Consider the following 3,581-nt stretch of genomic DNA (forward strand, 5'->3'; position numbering starts at 1 on the left):
GGCCCGTCAGCGTGAGATCGACATCCAAGCGTTCGCCAACGCGGATGTTCCGTTCGAGCGTCTGGTGGAGGTGCTCAACCCGGTTCGTTCGACCGCGCGGCATCCGCTGTTCCAGGTCGGCTTGTCGTTCCAGAACCTGGCCCAGGCTGCGTTGGAGCTGCCCGGTCTGAGTGCGTCCGGGTTGGATATCGATACCGAGTTGTCGCAGTTCGATCTGCACCTGATCGCAACCGACCGCTACGACGACGCGGGCGAGCCCGAGGGCATCACCGGGTTCTTCACCTACGCGACCGATCTGTTCGATCGCGAGACGGTGCAGGGCTTCGTGGATCGGTTCGCGCGTTTGCTCGGTGAGATCATCGCCGCGCCGCGTACTCCGGTGGGCGACCTCGAACTGCTCGACGCCGCCGAACGCACGGAGCTGATCTCCGGACGCAATGCGACCGAGCAGACGGTGGACAGCTCCGCGACGCTGGTGTCGCTGCTGGACGCGAGCGTCGCGGCCGGGCCGAAGGAAGTCGCGCTCGTCACCGACGACGGCGAGTCGATCACCTACGGTGTACTCGATCATCGGGTGAATCGTCTTGCACGGCACTTGATTTCGATCGGTGTCGGGCCGGAGTCGCGGGTCGCGCTTGCGTTGCGCCGGTCGGTCGATCTGATCGTCGCCATGTACGCCGTGGCCAAGTCCGGCGGTGCCTACGTGCCGGTCGATCCGGATCAGGCTGCCGAACGCACGAGCTACATCCTCGAGACCGCGGCACCCGTATGCGTACTGACCAACGCCGACGCCGAGTTCGAGACCGATATCGCGCCGGTGGTGCGGATCGACCAACTCGACCTCGAAAGTGTCGATACCTCGCCGGTTACCGACACTGATCGAATCGCGCCGTTGCGTCCGGAGAACACGGCGTACGTGATCTTCACCTCCGGTTCGACCGGTCGCCCGAAGGGCGTGGCGGTGCCGCATGGTGCGATCGCGAACCAGCTGCAGTGGAAGAGCATCGAATTCGGTCTCGATGCCGCGGACGCGATTCTGTTGAAGACCGCGGCGACGTTCGACTTGTCGGTGTGGGAATTCTGGTCCGCGGCCGTCTGCGGTGGCCGTTTGGTCATTGCCTCGCCCGACGGGCATCGGGATCCGGCGTACCTCAACGAGCTGATCGCTCGGGAGTGGGTCACCACCCTGCATGTGGTGCCGTCGATGTTGGATGCTTTGTTGACCGCCGGGATGCCGAACTCGCTGTGGCGGGTCTTGGCGATCGGTGAAGCCCTGCCTGGCGCGGTCGCGCAAAGGTTGCTGCGGGAGCATCCGCGTACCGAGCTGTTCAACCTGTACGGTCCGACCGAGGCGGCCGTGTCGATCACCAGCCACCGCGTCACGCTTGCCGATGAGACGTCGGTGCCGATCGGTGTGCCCGAGTGGAACAGCCAGGTCTACGTGCTCGACAGCCGCCTGCGGCCGGTCCCGGACGGTGTCTCGGGTGAGCTGTATCTGGCGGGTGCGCAGTTGGCGCGCGGCTACTTCGGTCGCGCCGATCTGACCGCGGATCGGTTCGTCGCCAACCCGTTCCATCCGGGTGCGCGGATGTACCGCACAGGCGACCTGGTCGCCTGGACCAGCGCGGGTGAACTCGAATACCGGGGACGTACCGACTTCCAGGTGAAGATTCGTGGTTTCCGTATCGAGCTGGGGGAGATCGAAGCCGCACTGCTGGCGCTGCCGCAGGTCGCGCAGACGGCGGTGATCGCCAAGTCCGACCCGAAGACGGGTGACCGTTTGGTCGCTTATCTGGTTGCGGCCGAGGCCGGTGTCGATGTCGTTGAGGTGAAGTCCGCGCTCACTGCGGGCCTGCCGTCGTACATGGTGCCGTCCGCCTTCGTGGTGCTGGACGCTCTGCCGTTGAACGTCAACGGCAAGCTGGACCGGAAGGCATTGCCGGAACCGGAGTTCGAGGTCCAAGCCTTCCGCGCGCCGTCGACCCCGATCGAAGAGATCGTCGCGTCGGTGTACGCCGAGGTGCTCGGTGCCGAGCGTGTGGGCGCCGACGACGACTTCTTCGCCCTGGGTGGTAACTCGCTGTTGGCGACGCAGGTCGCCGCGCGTATCGGCGCGGCCCTGGATGCGCGCGTCCCGGTACGTGTGCTGTTCGAGGCCTCCACCGTCGCTGGTCTGGCCGCGAAGGTTGAGCAGCATGCCGGTGCCGGTGGCCGCCGCGCTCTGGTGGCCGAGCCGCGACCCGAGCAGATCCCGCTGTCGTTGGCGCAGCAGCGGATGTGGTTCCTCAACCAGTTCGACACCGCCTCCGCGGTGAACAACATCCCGGTGGCCGTGCGGCTGACCGGCGAACTGGACGTCACCGCACTGCAACTCGCCGTCGCGGACGTGATCGCCAGGCACGAGACCCTGCGCACGGTCTACCCCGAGCAGGGTGGCGCGGCGCATCAGGTGATCGTGCCCGCCGAGCAGGCCGTGCCGGACCTGACGCCGGAAGCCGTCGCGCCCGAGGACATCCGGCATCGGATCATCGAGGTGGTCTCCGCCGGATTCGACGTGACCACCGAGATTCCGTTGCGGGCCAAGCTGTTCCGTGTGGCGGCCGAGGGCAGCGGTGCCGGCACCGAGTACGTCCTGGTGTTCGTGGCGCACCACATCAGCGCCGACGGCTGGTCGATGAGCCCGCTGACCCGCGACGTGATGCTGGCCTACGCCGCCCGCTCGGCCGGGGTGGAACCGGGCTGGGCGCCACTGCCGATCCAGTACGCCGACTTCAGCCTCTGGCAGCGCGACGTGCTCGGCTCCGAGACCGACTCCGACAGCCTGATCTCGCAGCAGGCCGAATACTGGCGTGCCGCGCTGGCCGGTCTGCCCGACGAGCTCAACCTGCCCGCCGACCGCCCGCGTCCGACCACGCAGTCGTTCGCCGGTGGGCGCGTGGTGTTCCCGATCGAAGGCGAGCTGCACCGCATGCTCACCGAGATCGCCAGGGAGCAGAACGCGACGCTGTTCATGGTGGTGCACGCCGCGCTCGCGCTGTTCCTCGCGCGCATGTCCGGCACCGACGACATCGCCATCGGCACCCCCATCGCGGGCCGCGGCGAGGCCGAACTCGACGACGTGATCGGCATGTTCGTCAACACCCTGGTGCTGCGCTCGCACGTGGACGGCGACCTGACCTTCGGCCAGTTCCTGGCCCGGACCAAGGACGCCGACCTGCAGGCGTACGCGCACGCGGACCTGCCGTTCGAGCGGCTGGTGGAACTGCTCAACCCGGAGCGCTCGACCGCGCGGCACCCGCTGTTCCAGGTGGCGCTGTCGTTCGAGAACCTGCCCGAGAGCAGCTTCGAGCTGCCCGGACTCCATGTGGGCGCGGTCGATTTCGACGTCGACACCGCCAAGTTCGACCTGTCGCTGACCATCCGGGAGGCGGGCGAGAACCCCGACGACGCGGGCATGTACGCGGAGTTCTCCTTCGCACGCGACCTGTTCGACGAACCGACCGTTCGGGTGTTCGCGCAGCGGTTCACCAGGCTGCTGTCCGCGATCGCCACCGACCGGGAGACCCCGATCGGCGACCTGG

At 67.4% G+C, this 3,581-nt stretch carries 1 protein-coding gene; it reads left to right on the forward strand.

All coding sequences use genetic code 11. From position 1 onward, the window contains the following. The coding region (locus NA4_RS37590; RefSeq protein WP_157129559.1) for a non-ribosomal peptide synthetase at positions 1–3,581 on the forward strand (3,581 nt) is incomplete at both ends.

This window comes from Nocardia amamiensis NBRC 102102 (assembly GCF_001612745.1).
Taxonomy (GTDB): Bacteria; Actinomycetota; Actinomycetes; order Mycobacteriales; family Mycobacteriaceae; genus Nocardia; species Nocardia amamiensis.